This is a genomic window from Actinophytocola sp., assembly GCF_035942955.1.
In the GTDB taxonomy this organism is placed as follows: domain Bacteria; phylum Actinomycetota; class Actinomycetes; order Mycobacteriales; family Pseudonocardiaceae; genus DASYTH01.
The window spans coordinates 1-21,102 of the sequence record NZ_DASZCQ010000058.1 but is presented as its reverse complement, the minus strand read 5'-3'; the positions used below and the strand labels follow the sequence as shown (position 1 = coordinate 21,102).

Here is a 21,102-nt window from a genome sequence, read left to right as displayed (position 1 = left end):
TCCAGTACCGACCCGAACTCACCGACTTGTTCTTCGCCCACACCGGACTCATCCTCGACCTCGAGCCTCCGTAATCCTGGCCCTTCAAGATCTGTAACCACCACTGGCGGGCTGCTTTGTTTCAGCAAATCCGGTCGAGCTTGGGAGCCTGCCGGGGCGGTGAGCAGGGTCGTGTAGTCGTCGGGTGCTACTGGTCACGGATTCTTCTCAACCTGGTGCGGGTTGAACCGACCTCACCTGGTCGGGTCACACCACCCACGCGGGGATGACAGGCCGTCACGAAGGCATCGTGGCCAGTCTCAGGCTGGGTCAACATCCCCACGCTCAGGCGGTGCTCATGGCCGCACCCGCGGCTTGACCGCGATGTCGATGTGGACATATCCGGGCGCCCTTCAACTGTCGTGGCCTCGTCCAACATCTCGGACCGGTGAACTCATGTCGACAACGCGCCGTGTACGAGGTTGAGAGGGTTGGTGCTACCGGGCGGCGGAGAGGTGCGGACGTGACGGAGCGGCCACGGCTGGAGGTGCTTGACGGTCTGCGGTTCGTGGCCGCGATGTCCGTCCTGGCCTACCACTACACCGCCATAGCCCACGTATGGCACCGCTCGGCCGCTGAGGTGTTCCCGAGCCAACCGTTCGCCCACGGTTGGCTCGGGGTCCACCTGTTCTTCCTGATCAGCGGCTTCGTGATCTGCCTGAGCAGCTGGGGTCGCGGGATCGGGTCGTTCCTGCTGTCCCGCGCGGTCCGCCTGTATCCCGCGTACTGGCTGTCGGTGTTGGTGGTCGCCGCGGGGCTGACCGTCTGGCCCGGCCTGCCGTGGCGGCCGACCACGCTCGACGTCCTGGTCAACCTCACGATGTTCCAGGACGCGGTCGGGGCGCCGGAGATCGCCGACGTCTACTGGTCGCTGTGGGCGGAGCTGCGGTTCTACCTGCTGTTCTCCCTGCTGGTGTGGTGGGGGCTGACGTACCGGCGGGTGGTCGCCTTCTGCGCGCTGTGGCTCGGCGCGACGGCCCTGGCGACGGCCTTCCTACCCGACGGCGGCGTCGTCCAGACCGTCCTGACGACCGACTACGCGCCGCTGTTCACCGCGGGCATCGGGTGCTATCTGATGTACCGGTTCCGGCCCACGTTCGCGTCGTGGGCGATCGTCGCCGCCTCCTTCGTGCTGGCGCTGCCGCCGGTCATGCGTCGAAACCAGCTCGAGTCCAAGGCGGGCGAGATCATCCCGAACGGCCCGGTGATCGTGCTGCTGGCAGTGTGGTTCTTGCTGATCGTTGCGGTCGCGCTCGGCTGGCTCAGCTGGGTGCGGGGCCGCTGGCTGGTCGTCGCCGGCGCGCTGACCTACCCGCTGTACCTGCTGCACCTCGACCTCGGCGGCGCGCTGCTCTACCTGTTTCAGTGGCGCGTGCCACCGCCGCTGCTCGTGCCCGCGGTCACCGGCATAATGATCCTGGTCGCCTGGCTGGTACACCGATACGTAGAGCAACCCTTGGCTCCACGGCTGAGACACGCGTTGCGTCGGTCGGCCGCCCACGCACGCGGCCCGGTCCACCGCGAACGAGCTACCTCAGCGCGCCCGCAGTCAGCCCACCACAATGCGCCGGTTCGCGATCTGGTGAGAAAGCAGAGACCACACGTGAATGGTGACCCAGGGACTTGAATCCCCATGATGTCCGGGGACAGAGTTGCACACTATTCATCAGTTACGTCCTGGGTGCGTGGGTCTCCAGTTGTTGCTGATGGGGCATATTCAAGATAGGACGCATGGATTGGGTGCTCGTGGAACCGTACTGGACGGGCCGCAACGTTGTTACTCGCCTAACAATTCCGAGCAAGTCCATCGAGGGATGAACTGAATTTATGCTTCCGATAGGAGAAAGGAGGATCTCCTGGGAGTAGTAGGCATGGAACGATTGTAGGCTCAGCCAGCTTCTCCTATAAAAGCGGACGTGCGAATAATCAGTCAGGTCGACGCGATCCAACTTTGGCACTCATTCCTTAAGGATTCCGAGTATACCTTTTGTCTGCTGCTCGCGTCAGCACTTCCGGAACTCCCCATGGTCATCATTCGTAAAGAGCCGTATTTCACGTGCAGCTCTCGATGCGGCAAGGTAGAGTAGCGAGAGCGCGCCACGTCTGCGAACGCCTTGATTTGGCGCATTGACTGCCAATTCGGGAGGCCCTGCAGCAAAAAGGTATCAAATTGAAAGGCCGGCCAGGTATTCAGCGGGCCCAACAACGATACCGCGCTTGTGATAGTGTAATAGCCCGACGTCATCACGGCTAGTGATTTCAACAATTCGGCATTTGCCAGATGTCCCTATGCTTCGAATCATCGATTATAACGTTTGTACAAGTCTTCGTCGATGAAAGCTATTGCCAGTTGTGTTCCAGAGCTAGCCGTAGTCGAATAGGTAGAGCTGACAACTCGCAAGATCGCGGCCTCCTCGCCCGGCTCGCCCGTGCTGGCAATGTATCCGCCCGCGGTATACCTGCGGGAGGACTCGATCCGGGATGCCGTCAACGGCTGGCTCGGCGAGTTGTTCGACTCGGAGCATGTTGATCAGACTGTCGCGGCCCTGATCGGCTCGCAGGAACGACCGCGTCCCGAGCCGGCAACGGCGCGGAAGCGACTGGCGGACGCCGAGGCGAAGCTACGCCGTTTCCAGGCCGCGATCGGTGCGGGTATCGACCCGGCCGCACTGGTCGAGGCGATCAACACCGCGCAGACCGAGCGGGCTGCCGCGCGGGCCGAGCTGGACAACGCTCCGCCACCGGCCGCGATCACCGAGGCCGAGGTGTACGCGATGATCGACTCACTCGGGGACGTCGGCGCGGCGCTCAACAGAGGGAAACCGGAGAACCTCGCGGAGCTGTATGCGCGTACGGGACTGCAGGTCTGCTACGAGCCGGAGACCTCCACGGCGGAGGTATCGATCCGGGTGAATAGTGTGCGTGTCCGAGGACGATCTTGCACACTATTCACCCGTCGCGTACTCGGCGCCTGAGCGCCGCGCCTCGGCCGTCGACGGTGGATCGGCTGCTCGGCGATGTCGGCCGTAGCGCTCGCGTTCGAGCGGGTGGGCTGGGGAGTCACGGCACCCGAGTCCGACGTCGGCACGGACTTGGACCTCTTCGTCATCGTCGACCGCTTCGGCGAAGGTCTACCAGCCGCCCGGGCCGCGAAGCCAACCGCGGTCTACAGGTGACGAGATCTCGTCGACGTTCGCGAGCTCCTCGACTTTCGCGAGTTCCTCCTCGAGCTTCTTGACGGCTTCTTCGACTTCCTCGATGGCCTTCGCGACCTTCGTGGCGTCCTTCTCGGACTCCTCAACGTTCTCGAACTTCTCGATGGCCCTCGCGACGTCCTCGGCGGCCTTCGCGACCTCCTCGGTGGCTTTCTCGGGCTCCTCGAGCTGATGGCCGACATCGGCGAGCCTGTCCGCGGCCAGCACCTCAAGGTCCTTGCGCAGCAAGTCGCGCGCACAGGCGGGATCGCCGAGGCAGGTGCCGACCATGCGGACTGCCCGGGCGATCGGCTTGAGCTGCAACGGCTCCAGCGCGGCGCGGGTCACGACCTCGGCGAGGACCTTGGCCGGGAACTCCGGCAGCCCGACGATCTCGGTGGCGCACCAGGCGATCCCGTTGCGGACCACCTTCGGCACCTTGTCCAGCCCGGTGGCGATCGCGTTGAGCCCGGACCACCGCACCGGCGCCACCCGGTCCAGCGTCTCGCCGACGAGCTCGCTGGCCTCGCGCGCGACGGTCTTGGCGAGGCCCGCCAGCGGCCCGTGCTCGAGCAGGTCGGCGGCGAACTTGACGGTGTCGATGCGGGCGACCGGCTGTTCGGGCGGCTCACTGACCGGTGTGGGCACCTCGGCCACGACCTCGGGGGCGGTACTGGTCTTGATCTCCCACAGCCGGTGCAGCGGCTCCTCGGTGCAGACGGCGCAGCCGTCTCCGACCGGCCGGCGCACGGCGCAGGTCTGGTCCGGCCGCGTGCTCAACAGCCACAGCGACGAACATTCCAGGCAACTGAACAGGTCCGTGGTGGTCTGCTCGTCCAGCTGCGCCTCGGCTACCCGCTGCTCACGCGCGCGTCGCTCCGCTGCCTCATAGGCGCTGCGCCACCGCGCCGAGCTCGCCTGCTCCGCAGCTAATGCCCGGCGCAGTTTCTCGGTCGCCGCCTGCTGCCCGGTCAACTCCGTGCGCAGCTTGCCGGTGGCCGCCTCCAGCTCCGCAACCCGCCGTCGCAACTGGTCGTTGCGCTCCTCGCTGTGCACCAGCGCCACCTGCTGACGGTGGAGCACCTCCTCGGCACGGCCCAACTCCCGGTCGACCGCCCGGCCAACCTCATCCCGCATGGCGCGCCGAACCGGCCCGCGGTCGAGCAGGAAGGACCAGAGTCGTCCGTGCATGGTTCTCAGGAAAGCACAGCGAGCGACAACACAGCGAAGGCCGCGGTCACGTCCCGCCATCAAAGGCGCTGATGCAGTGCCAGGTCGGTTCGCTGGTTTGGCGCGCGTATGGCTGGCGCCCGGTCCGGCCGCGGCTATCATCCCGGTGGCCGCCGTCGTTGGCGAGGTCTGCCATCCTGTGGCTATGGCGACGTCAACGGTGTCTGCGGATCTGGCTGCCCAGCACGGCCTTCCAGGACTCTTGGGCATCAACCGGCATCACAGCGAGATCTTCGTCGAACTTGACCTGCCTCAGCACGCCGACCGCATCGATGAGAAGTTCGTCCCGGGTGTGGAAGCCCTCGTGATCGGGTTTCTCAAGCGACTTGTTGCCCGGTCGAAATCGGCTCAGCGGGAGGGTCGAACAGCGGGTGTTTTTGACGACTACGTCGCCGCTTGGGTTCACGCAGACGATCTCGACCACTTCTTGATCAGCCTCGCCGCGCTATGGGATGGCGCGGCAACAGATCAGTCGCACGAATAACGGTTGGTCCGCGCAGGAATACATGGCCTCGGGTGTCCACCTGGAACGGACCGTGCAGGCTGCGAGCGCAGCGGCACCGGGGCAGCAGCTCGAGATCAAGAACCGGTCCCAGGTCTTTGATACTAACGACCGCCGTTCATTTCCCATGGTAATGGCGTATCTGGATTGCAGAATGCATTAGATGTACCCTTGGCACAGTACTCGGCGATCGGATATTTACCCAATATGCCCAAATTCTCGATCGAACGTAAGTCGGCTTCGCTACCGTAAGGATACGGAGTAGCGTATAGATCCTTTAAGTCGGCTGTCCCAGATGTAACCTCGAACGGCTTGCCATTCGACGCGAACACGTCCACCGTATGACGATTCCCGTTCGCGCTCACATCTAATTCGAAGTGATATCGACAGTAGCATCCAGTTGAGATCACCTCGACTTGGAACTCCACTGGCTCGCCAGGGGTCAGCGTGTAGTTATTGCGAGCAAAGTAGTCAGATCCGTCCCCGCCCCGGGCGGGTATGCCCTGTCCTCCCGCCCCGCTGCGGTCGCCCAAATCGTACCAAACAGATACAGGTTCACCTCCGCCTTGAGAACCGACGATCAACATACTCCCACTGAGAGGTTTCAGGTACTCATCAACCACAACTCTTAGTCCTGTCAATAAGACGGTCGAGGTTTTGGCTTGTACGACTATTTCCTCGTTATCTGCACCAACGGGAACACCCATATCTTCAATAAGAGAAGAGCTAATGATTTTGTCATCCAAGTCGTGCTCCAATTCGGAGCGCTGTTTGCTGTCCAGTCCACCGGGGACTATGCGAGCGAACCCGCCTTCAGAATGGTAGATCTTGTTAACGCTGGTATAAACCGGGTCTCCGCCGGATGTAGAGCTCTGTGATGCGGTCTCCAGAGAGCTATGGGCATCACCTCGACGGTCCCGAGCCTCCTGTTCACCATGAAAAACCACAAGATAACCAACAAGCGCCAGCGCTAAGGACGGCGCACCGACGAACGCGGCACGCTTCCAGCGGCGACCCCGCATTCGTCCCGACACCCATTTTTCGTGATTGGATTTGAGAAGGCGTAGATGCTCTGCGGTGTACCGACTCGGCTGTCTGTCAACCTCAATATGGTCATTAGCGCACAGCAGGATCAGATTTTCATAGTCGTCCCGCGCTCCCTCACCAAGCACGTAACGCGGCCCCCCGGGTGAACGCGCAATAATGTGCGCCTCGTTGCCGATCAGCGCGCCAGGTACACCTTCAATATCATCCCGAACCAACTCTTTTCGACAGATCACACAGCGGTTCCCCGACCGCGCCCACAGCCGCTTTCGAGCCTCAGATGTGATCGTCACTCAGCATCCTCTCCACGGGTGGCGACCTCACCCTATCCCGAGCCATGGCACAACCCGGGCGCTATCTGGCTGTGCCTACCTCGAAGCACCCAGCGATAGCCAAGCCCACCGCGCCGCCAGCAGCAGCGACCATGTCGTCACCGGCCGCATCAACTGCCCCGCTGCGGCAAGCCGATGATCGGCACCCGCGCCACCGGCCGCCACAAGACCTACCGCTACAACACATGCTGGAACGTCAACCGACGACGGCAACGCCAAGCGCGACTACGCGCGCATCAACGCCGGCGCCCTCGACGCCGCCATCCTCGAAGCCATCACCGGGCGTGGTTGGCGGTGCCCCGTAACAACCGCGCGCTGGGTATCGACAAGACCCCAACTGGCCCGGCATGTCCGGACGACACGGATGATGATCATCTGTACGCAGGACACCTGCGGCCTGACCAGGACCGCGTCAGATGTGGCAGGGATGCCACCAGGGGGTGTCCGAGGCCGGAGTTGCGCACTATTCCTACGCCTCGATCTGGCCTGATTAAGAAGAAGGCGGGAGGAGGGGTTCCTGCTTGCGAGTGCTGGTAGCCGCAACTTGACGATGCCGCGACGACGAATGCCCGCCTCAGTGACAGTGATCGCCGTCACCAGATCCGACACGATGGCAGCGGCTCTCTCGATGTTGTGCCGAGCGCGGCGGTTGGCGGGTCATGCCCGCGCGCACGAGCGCGCCGCACCGCCGGCGGCTCGACACCCGCTGTGAGCGCGCCGGTGGCCCGTCATGCGGCGTCTGCGGGCGCAGCGGCCCGACCCCGACTGCGGCGGCCAGCGCGGCGTTCGTCGGCGGGTCGGTATCGGTGACGTTGTACGTCCCAGCCGGACGCGGACGATCGCGGCAATGGCGGTCGCGGCGTCGTCCAGCCAGAGCATCCGCCGCGCGCGGCCTCCAGGGTGACCCGCTGTCGGGCCCCGTGAAGAGCCCGAAGCGCAGCACGACCGTGTCGCCGTCGAAACAGGTCGCGCGGGTTCTGCTCGGCGGTCAGCGCCGCCGTCGTGAGGCCGCCGCCGGCGATCGGCGTGTCCTCGTCGAGCCAGTCGTCGCGAGCGTCGACGAACAGGAACGCGATCGACTCCTTCCTAAGTCGGCGCACGCCGGCGGGCCGGGCGCGATCGCCGCCGACGCCGCGGTCCGGAGGTGGTCGTGCTCCGCCTAGGCCGAGGGGCGACCATGCTGTCGGCGCTCGGGAGGTGGGTCAGCAGGTTGACTACGACGTCCGTCCCGTCGAACGCGCGGCGCAGCGACGGCTCGTCGAGCGCGTCGGCCTCGATGGCGCCCGCTCGAGGCCCGCGAGCCGTTCGCGATCGCCCGCGGAGCGCGTCACACCGGTGATGTCGGTGGATCCGGTGATCACCATGTCGCTCATGCCGGGGTGATGGGGTGACCCGCCCGGTCGTGACATCGCTTAGAACAGGGTCGCGGGCCCGACCGGTTCCGGCTCGGGCAGCGCGTCGAGGCCGGGCACCAGCGCTCGCACGTTGTCGTGGAACCGGCGGGCGAGCGCCGGCGCGTCGTTGTTGTCGGGGGTGTGCACGAAGACCGTCGGCGACCGGCCCTCGCGCAGCCAGCCGGCGACCACCCCGGTCCACGGCCGCCAGCCCCCGACCGTCTCCTCGACCGAGTCCCGGCCCAGGTAGCGGACGATCGGCCGGTCGGTCAGCGCCCGCGTCCGCCGCGGCAACCGCGGTTTCTTGGCCCAGGCGTCCTGCTCGGCCTCGCTGGTCGGCGGGCTCTGGAAGAAGACCGTGGTGTCGAACGGCACCCACTCGGCGTCCGCGTCGGCGAGTGTCCCCTCCAGCAGCGACGTCGAGCCGGCGTCGGTGAAGAACCCGGGGTGGCGCACCTCCACGGCGCGTTGGCGGTCGACGGGCAGCCGGCGCAGGAAGCGGCCGAGGGCGTCGACGTCCGAAGGGCCGAACGAGCCGGGCAACTGGGTCCACAGAACTGCCCGTTCGCCGAGGGGTTCGATCGCGTCCAGGAACGCCCGCATCTCGGCCTCGACACCGACGAACCGGCGCTCGTGCGTGACAACCTTGGGCAGCTTGACCACGAACCGGAAACCGGAGTCGACTTGCTGAGCCCACGTCGCGACGGTGCTTCGGGCGGGCGTCGCGTAAAAGGTGGTGTTGCCCTCGACCGCGTTGCACCAGCCAGCGTAGGCCCGCAGGCGCTCCTTGGCTGGCAGCGACTGTGGCAGGAACCGCCCGGGCCACGCCTGGTGGGTCCACATTGCACAGCCGACATGAAGACGTGCCACTTCGCCCAGCTCCCGTCGGTCGTGATTGAAACTAATACCCGAACAGCCATTTCTACTCACGACCCCGGAGCGGCACCGCCGGCAGCAGCGCCGCGGGCACGCACACGAGCAGCGTGAGGCGGCGTTCGCCGAGCTGAACGGCCTGCTCAACGACGGCGACCCCGCGCAACTCGAAACGCTCTACAGCGATCTACGCCTAGTGATGATCTACAACGCCGACTGGCGAACGGTCGACGTGGCCACCGAGCCAAAGGACGGGATGACCGTGTCCGAGAACGATCTTGCGACCACTTCACCCGCACGTCGTTTGACCTCGACAGCAACAGAACCCGTCCCTCTAACGTGTCCACTCGTCGCTCTTGAGCCGAGAAACCATCAGCTGACCTGTGAATTGTTCGCTGGACGGCCGGGACATCCATACGAAACCCCGTCCAATGCGTCCCATGGCGATGCCTCCAGACGCTTACGGGGTGTCGGGCACGCCGGTCCAGGACAAACGCTGCGGCGAGCTGTCCGAGTTCGTGCTGGTCGAGAGCACTTCGACGAAGGTGACAAGCCGGACCTCAGGATCGCGAGCACGTCGGGCGCGGATGAGTCCGGGCGCAGTTCCTGCCAGTCGAACTCGGCGAGAACGCTCGGGTGGAAGGAAGCCAGGATCCTCACGCTCGCCGCCCGAGGCGGACGCTGACCGTGCCAGCCCTCACAGCGACTACCGCAAAGCCCGATCTTTCGAAGTTGCGTCGGGGCCGGCCGGGGTGTTCAGGTAGTGGGGTACTGGGTGGACCACACTGGAGGGAACCATGAAAAGACTCAGCAGGACGGTCGCGTCGGTGATCGCGGCGATCACCATGGCGGCCGGGTTCACCGTCGTCGCCGCCTCCGCAGACACGCTCGTGCTGACCCACAATTGCGGCGGGATCTGGACTCCGCTGCACACCAGGGTCATCGAGACCACGATCAGCGCCCCGGCAACCGCGTCGCCCGGCCAGACGATCACCGTGACGGTCAACCGGATCGTCGACCGGAACAACGTGCAGAGCGAGGCCCGTCCGGCCGGCTACTGGAAGGCGACGGCCCGGGTCAGGTTCGGCGAGGGGCCCGACCAGTGGTTCGAGACCACCCGGATGTCCAGCCCCGCGCTGCAGGCTGGGGAGTACTTCCGAGTGGAGAACGGGACGGCCCAGGTGACCATGCCCGCCTCCGGTCAGCTCGACTTCCGCCCGGCCGGGTGGCTGCTCTCCCCGAACCCCGGGTGGATGTGCTGGCCCAAGGATCAGCCGGTGCCGGTCGCGGCCACGACTCGCGTGCAATAGCTGGATAGCCAGGGGTAACGGGACGCGTCCCGGCGCCGATCATCAGCGGAGAACCGCAACCGAAACGCGGGCGCCATGCATGACAAACCGCTTCCCCGCCAGATTGACAGCGTCTCCGAGGATGACATCGACGCCGCCCAGCGGCTGCTGATGACCCTTTTCGAGGACCCAGATCCGGACGCCGCCGCGGCCGCCGTCGAGGCGTGGCAACGCATCGTGGACGCCACGCCGGACGATGACCCCGACCGCGCGGACCAGTTGGCGAGGCTGAGCCAAGCCGCACGCGTCAATGCCGGGTTCACCGGACCGCCCGACGGTCTCGAGGTCGCCGTCGCCTCGGCGATGGCGGCCGTCGAGGCCACTCCGGACGGCGATCCCCGGCTCGCCTACTACCGCGCCAACGCCGCGGCGCTGCGGTGGATTCGGTTCGAGCGGACCGGAACCCGGGAGGACCTCGACGCGGCCATCGACACCTTGGCGCAGGCCATTGCCGAGCTCCCGGCGGATGCCCCGGTTCGCGGCTCCTTCCTCGACGAGCTTGCCACCTACCACTACACCCGCTTGGAGCTCGCCGGCGACCCGGCCGACGAGGAGGCGGTCTTCGACCGGCTGCGCGAGGCGCTGGACACCATGCCCGAGGGCGACCCGGATCGCGTCGGCACCCTGTCCAAACTCGGCTCGGCCTCGCGGAGCCGCTTCGAGCGCACCGGCGAGCCAGCCGACCTCGACACCGCTGTCAAGCTCAGCGAGCAGGTCGTCGAACTCGTCGGCGAGGACGATCCCGATTGGACCACCGCCCGGTACAACCTCGGTGCCGCCCAGCACATCCGCTACGAGCATGGCCGGGTACCGGAGGACCTCGACGCCGCGCTGGCCAACCTGCGCCGGGCCGCCGAGGCCACGCCGGTCGGGCACCCCGGCCACGCCATGGCCTGGTCCAGCCTCGGCATCGCGCTGCGCAGCCAGTTCGAGCGCACCGGTGACCTGGCCGATCTGGATGCCGCGATCGCCGCCGGGCAGCGGGCCGTCGACGCCGTGCCCGCCGACGATCCGGAGCGCCCGGCGTTTGAGGCCAACCTGGAAGGAACGCTTACCGTCCGCCTGCGCCACGCGGGTGTCGGTGATGTCGGTGCCGGGTTCTCCGTTTGGACGGCCGCGGCGATCCGGGTCGCCGGCGAGGATCCCGAGCGCGGTCTCGCGTTGTTCGACGAGCTGCTCGACCGCGCCGCCGATATCGACGCGCCGGCGGACAGCACAGCGAGCCTCGGCTACAACCGGGCGGCCGCCCTGCGCGCCCTTGAGCGCACCGAGGAGGCGGCGGCGGCCTACCGCCGGGTGGTCGAGCGGTTCGCCTCGCACCCCGACCCACACGTGATCTTCTGGGTGGGTTTGGCGCTCTACAACCACATCACCCTCCTGCTCAATGCCCCCGGCCGCGCGGCCGCCGAGCAGGTGCCCGCGCTGGTGGACAAGTTCCAGGAGCAGGTCGCCGACCATGAGCACCCCGGCTTGGCCCGGCGGCTACGGATGGCCATGCGGATGGAAGCCGAGCTGTTCGAGGAGCTCCAGCGGACCGAGCAGGCGCAGCGGGCCAAGGCCCGGCTGGACGACCTGCTACGGCCGGCCGTCCAGCACGTGCTCGCCAGGCTCGAGGAGAGCGATCCGATCAAGCCGGTCGATGAGGCCGCGCCGCGGTGGCCGATGGACCGGCGGCCGCTGGTCGAATGCCTGCTCTACGAGCTTGACGAGTGCCTTGACGCGGTGCGCGAGCTGGCCGACGCCTCGACCGACGACATGATCAAGCTGATTCGCGCGCCCCTGTTCTCGGTCGCCGCCATCGAGATGATCACGGCGGCGCGGGACGGGTTGATTCCCGGAGCGGAAAGCGACGACGATCGCGACCGAATCGGCCGTGGGCTGGACGTGCTGAACGCGTTGCTCCAGTTCCTGTTCGAGAATCCGGGCGCCTTCCCATGGGGCGCCGGCCTGATCGAGACGCTGTTCACCTCGGTCGACGCCTCGGTCAGCATGGCCGATGCCCTCGAGCACGCCCGCTCGGCGAGCGTGGTCGCCACGCTCTCCCTTCCTTACGTCCACGCCCTTGTCGAAGCGACCGCGATGAACCTGATCGGGGAAGGGAAGTGGCGCCAGGGGTCACGCCTGCAGCAGCTCGTGCTCGCGGCCGCGGAGCGCTTGCCGAACTCGGAGGAAGGCAGGGCGATCGTCGCGATTGCCCGGTACCGCTGGCTTTTCGTCGCCAGGCAGCTGCTGATCAACCTGCCGGATGGCCGGGTGCTGCACAGCGCGCGGGATGCCGGCGAGCGGTTGCTGCGCTCGATCGAGGCGACCCCCGACGAGGAGCCCGGCCAGCGGGCCGAGGTGCTTCTCGCGTTGGGGGCGCTGTACATCGCTCCTCACAACAATCTCTACAACGGGGGTTCATCGGACACGATCAACCTCAGCGGATATCGCCGCTGGTTGGACCGGCGGAGTGAATACGTCCTCGACCCGGTCGAGGTCCCGGGTGGGGTCGGCGTTGCGATGCCGGACATCATCGAGATGATCGACACCGGCGAGGCGTACCTGCTCCGGGCGCTGGAGCTGGCGGAACCCGTGCAGCTGAGCCATGTGCTGAACCTGATCCTGAACGTCTACTCGATCCGGTCCGCGCTCGGTCTGAAGATCGACGAGGAGGCACTCGCCGACATCGCCGCACGCGCGGTCGCCAGCACCGACGCCGAGGCCTATCCCCAGCTGCTGACCAATGCCCTGCTTTCCCAATGGAGCGCCGGTCAGCGGCCGGACCCGGCGGCGATCGAACGCCTGCTGTCCCGCTCAATCGCGGAGATCGCCGAGCAGGTCGGCGCGGAAGCCGCCACCGGCACGCTGGTCGGCGTCGGGCAGCTGCTGCGGTATCTCGACCGGCCAAGGGCAAGGCGGTTGTTCGCCGACGCCGAGGACTACATCCGGGGGCTCGGTGAGCGCGACCGGCTCAAGGTGCTCCAGGTGCACCAGCTGCTGTGGCTCGACGCTTCCGACTTGGCGGACGGCGAACCCGGTCCCGGTGCGGACCCGGAGGAGGCCAGCATTGCCCTGCTCGAGCAGGCGGCCGAGGCGGACTGGCCGAGGGAGCGCACCGCCTTGGCGCTGCTGGCGCTCACCGGCCGTGGCTGGTTGGGGGCCGAGAACGCGGCGGGCGAGGAGGGCTGGCTCACCAACTTGGAGGTGATCCCCGAGTACTTCGAGGACGTGTTCGCCGGGCACACCGACGCGCTGTCGGCCCTCACCGCCGCCTGGTACACCCAGGTGTCGACCCGGGCCTACGAGCGCGGCGAGTTGGAGCATGCGATGCGCACCCAGGCCGCCGCCTGCGCGGAGTTCCTGGCGCTGTCCGCGCCGGACGCCGCGATGGAGTGTCTGACCCTGATCGCCAAGTACGTCGCCGACGCTGGCGGCAAGGGGCTTGCCACCGCGGCGGCGGAGACACTCGGTCCGCTGGCGGTGACCGCCGAGAACCTGATCGGCGCGGCCGCGACCGAGGTGCTGCAGACGATCTGGTCGCAGGTGATCGGCGCGGTGACCGACGGGAGCGAGGCGCCGGCGTTGTTCGCGTGCCTGCAAATGGCCAAGGGTGCCCGGTTCGTCGACGCCTTGCGCGCCGGGGTCGAGTTCGACGCGCGTGCCGACGAGCAGTCCGCCCACCTGCTCGAGCTGCTCGGCCAGCTCGACGAGGAGCCCGACCGCGATGTGGACCTCGACGCGTTCACGTTGGTGACGCCATATTCCGAGCGGCTGGACGCGGCCGGCATGAGCCTCGCCCAGCAGCGGATTAACCTGGAGCGCACCTTCGACGCCGGGGTGCAGCGCCGGCTCACCGGGGACGAGTCGTTCCGGCTGCTGAGCATCGACTCCCTGCTCGGCCTGCTGCCGGTGGACACCGTGCTGCTCTACATCTACCTGTCGCACAACCCCGAGGGCGGGCGCTCGCTGCTGTCGCTGGTCGCCACCAGCGATCGGCTGGTGCTGGTGCCCAACCCGATCGCCGACGCCGAGCACGCGAACCAGCGCACCGAGGTCCACGTCGGTGACCGGGTCAGGGTGCTCGACGGGCTTGGCCTGTCCGCCGACTGGATGCGCCGCGCGGTGCTCACCGAGCCGGGCCCGGTCCGCCCGATCGCACGCTCGACCGAGGCCGCCCTCATTGACGGGCTTCCCCAGCTGTTCGGCCCGGTCACCGATCTGTTGCGGCAGGAGTACGCGGCCGGCCGGCGGCATCTGGCGATCGTTCCGCACGCCGGGCTGCATTTCGCGCCGCTGCATCTGCTGTACCTGGATGGCAGGCCGCTGGCCGAAACCTGGGCCGTCACCTACCTGCCCAACCTCGCCCTGCTGGAGCGCGACGTGGTTACCCGCGCGGGGAAGGGCACGCTGGCCTCGGTCGGGGTCGGCTTCGCCGACGGCCGGCTGCCGCCGATCCCCGAGGCGGTCGAGGAGGCCCAGGCCGTCGCCGCCGAGTTCGGCACCACCGCGCTGATCGACGAGCAGGCCACCGAGGTGGCGGTGTTTGACGCGCTCAGCTCGGCGCGGCTGTTCCACATCGCCACCCACGGCGTGCACAACGTTGCCGCGCCGGCATTTCAGAGCCTGTACGTGGCCGATGAGCGGGTCAGCGCGCACGAGTTGCTCCGCCTCGACCTGAGCGGGCTCGACCTGGTGACCCTGTCGGCGTGCGAGACCGCGCTCGGCCGCTTCGACGCCGCGGACAACCTGCGCGGCATCCCGGCGAGCCTGCTGCTGCGGGGCGCGTCGGCGATCGTCGGCACGCTCTGGCCGGTGGAGACCCGGACCTCGCGCGACTTCTTCACTACGCTCTACCGGGAGCTGCGCCGGGGTCGGTCCCGGCTGGACTCGTTCACCGAGGCGCAGCGGCAGACCAGGGCCGCCCACCCGCAGTACCGGGACTGGGGGGCCTTCTACTACACCGGTGACTGGCGTTGAGAGGGCGGGCATGGAGATCGAGGTACCCGATCTGACCGAGGCCGCCGGGGAGCTCGTGCCGGACGACCGGGTCACGAGGGCAGCGGACCGGCCGGATCCGGTGCGCGGCGCGGTTTCCCTCGGTGTGCCGGTCGTCCAGCCGATCACCGCCGAGCTGGCCGGGGACGACGCGGCGCTCCGAGCGTTCCTCGCCGACCAAGCGTGGAGCTTTCACCTGGTACACCTCGGTGCCACGTTCACCCCGGGTGAGGACGCCAGGTTCGGCCAGGCCTGGCTGACCGTGCGGCTGGCCCGCGACGACGGCGCCGAGGTGCCGCCGCCGATCGTGTGGTCGTTGACGCCACAGCGGGCCGAGCGACCGGTCGAGCGGTCCCGGTCGCTCAAGCTCGGTGCCAACCTGGGCTTCGAGGCGTCGGTCGAGCTGGGCACGACCGGCAAGGCCAGCGAGGTGTTCGTGGAAAGCTACGGGTTGCAGGAGCCGGCGTGCACGTGGGAGTTCACCCCGACGTCGAGCGACGAGGTCCGTGGCTCGCAACGGCTTGCCCTGGTCGCCCGCATCCCGCGCGAGGCCGCCGTCACCGGCTCGGTGGATCTGCGCGCCACGCTCACCCGCAAGCGGCTCGGCGTTTTCCCGTTCCGGGTAGCTCTCGATTCCGGCGAGCCGCTTTCCTTCGCACTAGCTTAGACCCGCGGCTGGTCGTCGTCGCGAGGGCCGAAGATCGCTAGCCGACCGCGGTCGTGCGCCCCCTGGTGCGGTCGGTGTCCGTCGAAGACCTCAGCGGGTCGCCCGGTCAGCGACGAGCGCTACGTGCTCCTAGCCCGGGGTGGGCTGAGCCGCTGGCGCCCTCCAGGATCAGGTCGAGCAGGACTGTCGGGCGCGGCACCGCAGACGGTGTAGGCAGTGCGACCAGCTCTGGCGGCGTGTCGTCGGGCAGGGCCTGGGCCAGCAGCACCCACGCCTCCGACTCCTCCGGCGCACCCGACCCATGTACTACCGCTGCCCGGCCCGGACGCTGGCGCCGGAGTCCCCGGTGCTGGCCGCACATCCGTCAGCCGTGTACCTCCGCGAGAGCACGATCCGCGACGCGGTGAACACCTGGCTCGCCGGCCTGTTCCACCCCGACAACGTTGATCAGACGGTGGCCGCGCTCGTCGCTTCGCAGGAAGGCACGACGCGAAAGCCCGGCGGGGGAGAAGCCGCGCGGAAGCGGCTCACTGACGCCGAGCGACGGCTACGGAAGTTCCAGGCCGCCATCGCTGCCGGCGTCGACCCGAGCGCGCTCGTAGAGGTGATCAACGCAGCACAAGCCGAGCGGACGGCGGCCCAAGCGGACATAGACAACGCTCCCGCGCCGAACCTGATGGATGCCGCCGAGGTATACACGCGGATCGACTCGCTCGGCGACATGGCCGCCAAGCTCAACGACGCGAAGGGAGACAAGCTCGCCGAGCTGTACGCCAGCACCGACCTGCAGGTCGTCTACGAACCGGGAGCATCGATCGCGGAAGTGTCGATGCGGGTGAATAGTGTGCGTGTCCGAGGAGGGACTTGCATACTAACCACACGCCTGGCCGTCACCTGAGTCCTGGACACCTGGCACTCTCACTTTGGTTGCCGGTTCAGTTGGATCATTAGACAGGTGCCCTGCCTTCACCGCAGTGGCCGCGCGGTGACGGGTACTCCCTGATTGCCGTCACGGCAGCCTCTTCGCTCTCGGCACTCGTCACTCCACACGGGAATGGACGGTGACACGGCGGTGTGGGTCTACTCGCGTTGTGCGGCGTCGCCGTCCGCGGCGGCGGCCTGGGCCAGTGCGGCCACGGTCTGCTCCAGCTCTTCCTGAACTTCGCCGCCGTCCGCCTTCCGGACGCTGTGCAAGGTCACGGTGATGCGTGATCGGCCGGGTTCGAGTTCGTCGACCTGGAGTTCGCCGCGGTAGTCGTCCGGCCCCTCAGCGCCCCACTCCAGCCGGCGCGCAGACTCGTCGGGCCGCACCCATGCCTGACCTTCGACATGATCCCCGTGCACCTCGGCCTCGACATGCACCGTCTCACCACCCGATGGCTCGGCCGCCGTCATCTGTGGGAAGTACCGCGGCAGGTTCCGCGGGTCGGCCAGGAACCGGAACAGCACGTCGGCCGGAACATCGGCCTCGGCGCTGTGCGTGTAGATCGCCATGGCCTCCGGATAGCCCGCGGTCACGGCATTCACACCTACCCGATCGGGCAGAAGACGAGGTGAGCGCGGATCGCCGGACCAGGCCAGCAGGAATGCTCCAGCGACGACAGCCGCTACGGCTTCGGCTTCCTCGACACCATGCGCCGCCGTCGCGCTCGCCTGGGTCACATGCTCCCGTCGAATTCGAACACGTAGAGGCGCATCACGGTGTGGCATGCCCCCGTGGCCGGCTCCCAGATTCACGCACCGACTTGTCGCGCTCCCCGACGAACGCCAGCCACTGCCCCTCGGATGCGATGGCCACCGCCGCCACCTCGTCGGACAGTCCCGGTCGGCCTCCGCGCCCTTCGAGGGTGCTCTAGCCGAACCCGGCAGGACTTCGGCGGGATGCTCACAACCGGACCGACCCATCGACCCCACCGGAGGCGAGCCAGCGCCCGTCCCGCGTGACGACCCGCATTGTCGGCTGTCCAGGAGAGCCGAAGGACGTGTCCATGGCACAGTTGATCCGTGATGCGGACGGTGCGCGCTGCCCGGTCCCGGGAGGCTGCTGGTGGTCACACGGCGGTGCGGGGTGCTTGATCGGGATTGCCGTGGCGGTCGCGGGCGGCCTGGTTCCGGCGGCGGTCGAGCAGCAGCATGGCAGGGGCGGCGGAGATGCCGTGTAGGACGATCGAGGCGATCACGACCAGGCCCGCCACCCGCCACAGGGCGGCCGGGTCGGCGAACTGGCCGGCCGGCAGGGCGTAGGCCAGGTAGAACAGCGTGGCGACGCCGCGCACGCCGAAGAAGGAGATCGCCGCGCGCTCACGGGGCCCGGTGCCGCCGCGAATGAGGGCGAGTTGGCCGGTGACTGGGCGCAGCACGAGCAGGACCAGTAGCGCCATCAGGATCTCCGGCCATCTGAGGCCGGCCAGCAGGCCGGTGGCCACCGTTCCACCGAGCAGGAAGATGATCAGTACGGTGAGCATGCGTTCGGTCGGCTCGACGTACTGGTGCAGGATACGGTGGTAGCCGTGATGCCGCTCGCCGGCCCGGATGGTGCAGGCGCAGACGAAGACCGCCACGAAGCCGTACCCCTCGACCAGTTCCGTCAGCCCGTAGGCCAGGAAGGTCGCCGCAAGCGCCACGAATCCCTCGGCGTGCTCGGCCAGCCGCATCTTGTCCGATCGTGCGGAGAAGAACAGCTTGCGCAGCATCCACCCGGTCAGCAGGCCGACCAGTATGCCGGCGGTCAGCCGCCACCCCACGTCCACGCCGATCCACCGTGGCAGCCACCCCGACGGGCCGGCACCCACCACGCTGATCGCGATCGCCAGATAGGTGAACGGGAAGGCCAATGCGTCGTTGAGCCCGGCCTCCGAGGTCAGCGCGAACCGTGCCTCGTCCTCTTCGGCCTCCGGGCTCTCAGCGGGTTCGCCTACTTGGACCTCGCTGGCCAGCACCGGGTCGGTGGGCGCCAGAGCCGCGGCCAGCAGCACCGAGGCGGCCACCCCGAGCCCGAGCAGTGCCCAGCCGAGCAGGCCGACCGTCACCATGAACACCGGCATGGTGATTCCCAACAGCCGCCACGTGGTCGACCAACCGGGCAGGCTCACCGCCCGGTTCAGCGCCAGGCCCGCGCCCATCAACGAGATGATCACGCACAGCTCGGTCAGGCGCAGCGTTACCGTGCCATAACGCAACGGGTCGGGATCGGGTAGCCCATCGATCATCCCGAACACCAACACTCCGGCGCCGAGAAACACCATCGGCATCGAGATCGGGGCCCTGTTCAAAAGCCGCGGCAACAACGCCGCCGCCAGGGTCGACAACCCGGCACCGGCATACAGAACAGGTGCCGGATCCGCCACCACACCTCCACCGTCAGCCCCACCGTCATGCCATCGCCAATGGCCGTACCCGGCGGCAGCACCCGCAAACTCACCGACGTGAAGGCCGCCAGGCCAACCGTCTCCGTCCCCGAGACGGCGATCGACGAGCCTGCCACGGATCTGTTGCGGCGGGCAGTGCTGCCGAGCGTCCGGCCTGGCGTGTCGGGCCGTGTCAGGCTGGAAGGACCGGACGAGGTGCGGAGGAGACATGTCGGAGGCAAATCCCGCACGACCGTGTGGTAACACGTTTACCTTCGCCGGCGCGACGGTCGAGCTCTTGGATGCCGCGGCGATGCTGACTGCGGCCCGGGTCGGTCCGGTCGTGTTGCTGCGTGGGGCGGTGTGGCCGGGTGCTGTGCAGTGGGTCGAGGTTGGGGTGAGTAGCGCGGACGGGGAGGACGGGCCGGTGTGTCTGTTCACTGGCGCGATCGGCATCGCCGACAAGGAATGGATCCGTTCGTTGATCCTGGGCCATGACCCGGTGGGGTTGCTGTTGTCCAAGCGGATCGAGGCCGGTGACGCGGTCGTCACGCGAATCGTGGATGGGGTTGGGGCGGTGGCAGTGGCCGCGTACCGCAGACTGGGTCTGGACTGGTCCGCCCAGCCACCGGCGAACCGCGCGCCGGGTCGGCTGGTCGATGCTGACCTGGGGCTGGCGGCCGAGGTCGCCTACGACTCCTCGGGGACGGTGGTGCGGCTGCGGGCCGCGGTCCCGCGTGAGGAGGTCAACCCTGATCATCTGCGTGGTTTCATCGGCCTGACGCTGCAGGCGGTGCTGGAGATCACCGGACCGGACAGCCTGCGCGGGCGGCGCTACACGGTGTCTCGGGAGTACCTGCCAGCGGTGCCGGTCACCACCCGGTCGGTCACGTTGGATCAGGTCGGTGGACTGACCGACGTGGTGAGCCAGTTGCGACAGATCGCGGTGTCGTTTCAGCACCCGGAGGCGATGGCGCGGTGGGGGGCGCGTCGTCCGCAGGGCATCCTCATGTACGGACCGCCCGGCACCGGAAAGACCATGCTGTGCCGAGCGTTGGCCAATGAGATCGGTGCCGACTTCCGGGAGATCCGTACGCCGGAGATCCTCGACAAATGGCTGGGCGGGTCCGAGCGCAACATCAAACAGGTCTTCCGGGACGCCCGGCGCTACCGGGTTCCCACGCTCATTCTGTTCGATGAGTTCGACTCGATCATTAGCTACGCGGGTGCGGGTGGGGACGCGGCCAGTCAAGCGATCAACGCCGTGGCCGGCATCTTCAAGCAGGAGATGAACGACCTCATCGAGGCGAACCCGAACGTGCTGGTGGTGGCCACCACGAACTTCCCCGACCGCGTTGACGCTTCACTGATCCGGTCGGGCCGCTTCGACGTGAAGATCTCGGTGCCCAAGCCAGACGAGGACGGCCGCGCGGAGATCTTCGGCAAGATGATCCGAGGCCTGATCGCGGCGCACGAGCAACCCGGCTTCATGATGTTCGCCGACGATCTTGACCTCACCGCGCTGGCCCGGGCCAGCCGCGGCATGACCGGTGCCGACATCAAGGAGGTGCTGCGTCGGGTGCAGCTGACCAAGGCCATGCAGGACGCACGAACCGGTGGCCAGGTAGGGCCGATCAGTCAGCACGAGCTGATCGCGAGCATCACCGAGTTGGCAGGGCCGCAGGTCGGCTGACACCAGATCCACACCAACGCGCCCCGCGGGGCGGCACTCGAGACCCGGGGCGATGCGCCAGGCCGACGACGGGAGCGGAAATCACGATGGATGTTCCCAAGCGTCGTGAGCTGGCCCGCAGGGTGCCCGACGGCTGCGACACTGGCCCAGACGCCACGACCCGGACGACAGCCCGCGCCCTGGCGAAGGCCACCAACGCCGTGGCCATGGTGCTCGTCGAGGGCATCAGCGACCAGATCGCACTGCCAAACGGCCGCCGTGGGCCGCGGCCGGGATCTCGAGGCGGAGCGGATCGTGGTCGGTCTGTACGACCTTGGTGAGCAGGACGTATTCCGGCGCGGCCTGGCGCGCTCCAGGTCGGCTCACCCCGGCACCCGTACCGACCTGGAGCAGCTCGGGTTCTACTGCTGCGTCAACGACCTGGAAGACAGCTGATTCGCACCGTCGGCACCGTGGGAGTC

At 67.6% G+C, this 21,102-nt stretch carries 15 protein-coding genes; 10 read left to right on the top strand and 5 right to left on the bottom strand.

The annotated features are described in order from the left end of the window. The first annotated feature begins 502 nt into the window (after positions 1 to 502). Both VGX25_RS06035 and VGX25_RS06030 read left to right on the top strand, forming a co-directional pair. Complete coding sequence (locus tag VGX25_RS06035; RefSeq protein WP_326916604.1) at positions 503 to 1,666, top strand: acyltransferase; 1,164 nt, start codon at positions 503 to 505, stop codon at positions 1,664 to 1,666. 880 nt (positions 1,667 to 2,546) lie between these two features. Beyond that, on the top strand, positions 2,547 to 3,014 hold the full coding sequence (locus VGX25_RS06030; RefSeq protein WP_326916603.1) for a hypothetical protein: 468 nt from the start codon (positions 2,547 to 2,549) through the stop codon (positions 3,012 to 3,014). Positions 3,015 to 3,170: 156 nt separating this feature from the next. On the opposite strand, the gene VGX25_RS06025 is transcribed toward VGX25_RS06030, so the two are convergent. Next, the gene (locus VGX25_RS06025; RefSeq protein WP_326916602.1) at positions 3,171 to 4,298 is read right to left on the bottom strand and encodes a hypothetical protein; all 1,128 of its coding nucleotides are present in this window, start codon (positions 4,296 to 4,298) and stop codon (positions 3,171 to 3,173) included. Between the two features lie 310 nt (positions 4,299 to 4,608). Here VGX25_RS06025 and VGX25_RS06020 point away from each other — a divergent pair, with 310 nt between their 5' ends. Next, positions 4,609 to 4,947 (top strand): hypothetical protein, encoded by a 339-nt coding sequence (locus tag VGX25_RS06020; protein ID WP_326916601.1) that lies wholly within the window; start codon positions 4,609 to 4,611, stop codon positions 4,945 to 4,947. A gap of 122 nt (positions 4,948 to 5,069) precedes the next feature. Here the strand turns inward: VGX25_RS06020 and VGX25_RS06015 are convergent, their stop codons facing one another. Further along, complete coding sequence (locus tag VGX25_RS06015; protein ID WP_326916600.1) at positions 5,070 to 6,302, bottom strand: HNH endonuclease signature motif containing protein; 1,233 nt, start codon at positions 6,300 to 6,302, stop codon at positions 5,070 to 5,072. A 1,236-nt stretch (positions 6,303 to 7,538) separates the two neighbouring features. On the opposite strand from VGX25_RS06015, the gene VGX25_RS06010 reads away from it, so the two are divergent. Beyond that, positions 7,539 to 7,724 (top strand): hypothetical protein, encoded by a 186-nt coding sequence (locus VGX25_RS06010; RefSeq protein ID WP_326916599.1) that lies wholly within the window; start codon positions 7,539 to 7,541, stop codon positions 7,722 to 7,724. Positions 7,725 to 7,753: 29 nt separating this feature from the next. On the opposite strand, the gene VGX25_RS06005 is transcribed toward VGX25_RS06010, so the two are convergent. Then, positions 7,754 to 8,578: a DUF72 domain-containing protein gene (locus VGX25_RS06005; protein WP_326916644.1), complete on the bottom strand. Its 825-nt coding sequence runs from the start codon at positions 8,576 to 8,578 to the stop codon at positions 7,754 to 7,756. Between the two features lie 827 nt (positions 8,579 to 9,405). Here VGX25_RS06005 and VGX25_RS06000 point away from each other — a divergent pair. The 4 genes from VGX25_RS06000 to VGX25_RS05985 all read left to right on the top strand — a co-directional run bounded on the left by VGX25_RS06000 (position 9,406) and on the right by VGX25_RS05985 (position 16,499). After that, on the top strand, positions 9,406 to 9,918 hold the full coding sequence (locus VGX25_RS06000) for a hypothetical protein (RefSeq protein ID WP_326916598.1): 513 nt from the start codon (positions 9,406 to 9,408) through the stop codon (positions 9,916 to 9,918). A 75-nt stretch (positions 9,919 to 9,993) separates the two neighbouring features. Continuing rightward, the gene (locus VGX25_RS05995) at positions 9,994 to 14,916 is read left to right on the top strand and encodes a CHAT domain-containing protein (RefSeq protein ID WP_326916597.1); all 4,923 of its coding nucleotides are present in this window, start codon (positions 9,994 to 9,996) and stop codon (positions 14,914 to 14,916) included. Further along, on the top strand, positions 14,903 to 15,601 hold the full coding sequence (locus VGX25_RS05990; protein WP_326916596.1) for a hypothetical protein: 699 nt from the start codon (positions 14,903 to 14,905) through the stop codon (positions 15,599 to 15,601). Before VGX25_RS05995 ends, VGX25_RS05990 begins: the two co-directional genes overlap by 14 nt. Before the next feature lie 370 nt (positions 15,602 to 15,971). After that, positions 15,972 to 16,499, top strand: a complete 528-nt coding sequence (locus VGX25_RS05985; RefSeq protein WP_326916595.1) for a hypothetical protein — start codon at positions 15,972 to 15,974, stop codon at positions 16,497 to 16,499. A gap of 182 nt (positions 16,500 to 16,681) precedes the next feature. On the opposite strand, the gene VGX25_RS05980 is transcribed toward VGX25_RS05985, so the two are convergent. Next, complete coding sequence (locus VGX25_RS05980; RefSeq protein WP_326916594.1) at positions 16,682 to 17,263, bottom strand: SRPBCC family protein; 582 nt, start codon at positions 17,261 to 17,263, stop codon at positions 16,682 to 16,684. A 389-nt stretch (positions 17,264 to 17,652) separates the two neighbouring features. Beyond that, entirely contained in the window at positions 17,653 to 18,948 is a 1,296-nt protein-coding gene (locus VGX25_RS05975; RefSeq protein ID WP_326916593.1) for a cation:proton antiporter, read from the bottom strand. A gap of 229 nt (positions 18,949 to 19,177) precedes the next feature. Here VGX25_RS05975 and VGX25_RS05970 point away from each other — a divergent pair, with 229 nt between their 5' ends. Further along, a complete protein-coding gene (locus tag VGX25_RS05970; RefSeq protein ID WP_326916592.1) occupies positions 19,178 to 20,641 on the top strand; it encodes an ATP-binding protein in 1,464 nt (487 codons plus the stop codon). Between the two features lie 294 nt (positions 20,642 to 20,935). Beyond that, positions 20,936 to 21,076 (top strand): hypothetical protein, encoded by a 141-nt coding sequence (locus VGX25_RS05965; RefSeq protein ID WP_326916591.1) that lies wholly within the window; start codon positions 20,936 to 20,938, stop codon positions 21,074 to 21,076. Positions 21,077 to 21,102 lie beyond the last annotated feature (26 nt).